Below are 1,034 nucleotides of genomic sequence, written 5' to 3'. Positions count from 1 at the left end.
CTCTTGCATTGCATAAGCACCGAGCAAGGCGCGGTCGCAAATAAGATTAATTAATCGCGGTACGCCACCACTCAAGTTAAAAAGAGTTTTTATTGCTTTTTGATTAAATAAACGCCCGCGTCGCCCCGCAACCGATAATCTACAATTAACATAAGCACCAACTTCAACTTTACTCAGCTCACACAGGTGGTATCTTGCAGTGATTCTTTGAGCGAGCTGCCTTAAATCATTCTGAGCTAGCACTTCCCTTAATTCGGGTTGCCCAAGCAAAATTATCTGAAGTAATTTCTTTTCAGATGTTTCAAGGTTAGTAAGCAAGCGCAGCTGCTCTAGTACATCAACTCTAAGGTTTTGAGCTTCATCGATAATGAGTACGGTGTGGCGATTGTTAGCGTGTGCATCAAGCAGGTAGCTGTTAATTAGGTCATTTAAGACTTTAATTGATGCTGAATCGGGGTACGCTATTCCAAGCTCATCACATATTGATGCCATAAGCTCACGTGCCGAGAGCTTCGGATTTATGATGAATGCTACGTCGGTATTTTTTGGAATCTGATTTAAAAAACAACGGCAAATTGTCGTCTTTCCTGTTCCAACTTCACCTGTAAGAACAACAAAACCGCCCTGCCCGGATACACCATATAAAAGATGAGCAAGCGCCTCTCTATGACGTTCACTCATATATAGATACCTGGGATCAGGCGCTATAGAAAAAGGTAGTTCTTTAAGACCAAAAAAGTCCTGATACATGACGTCAGCTTAGCGTAGTTGCGAAGTTTAGCTTGGTAGCAAACGCAAAGCTTAAAGACAGGGCTCGCCAAAAGCAAGTCCTTACACTCGCTAACGGATTGCCTTATGATCATCAATTAAACTAAGGCTCCCACGATGCGTTCTAACATCAGTCTTTAAGCGGGAAATGCAGCTCTCGAGTGTCTTGCTTATTTTGGAATGTGTACGAATCATCGCTAATTTAGGCCATGTCGCGCGCTCACCCTGAAGCATTAACTCCTTCATGAATTTCGTATCGGGATTGC

Annotated in this window: 1 protein-coding gene and 1 pseudogene; both read right to left on the bottom strand. The window is 42.9% G+C overall.

Translation table 11 applies throughout. From position 1 onward, the window contains the following. Positions 1–681 (bottom strand): ExeA family protein (locus tag A3729_RS03165; RefSeq protein ID WP_304439684.1); only part of this gene is annotated, 681 nt, incomplete at its 3' end. Between the two features lie 159 nt (positions 682–840). Further along, positions 841–1,034, bottom strand: a pseudogene (locus tag A3729_RS33760) (DUF3336 domain-containing protein); the annotation flags it as partial.

This window comes from Oleiphilus sp. HI0043 (assembly GCF_001634935.1).
The sequence above is the reverse complement of the archived record's forward strand: the minus strand, read 5'-3'. Positions and strand labels throughout refer to the sequence as shown.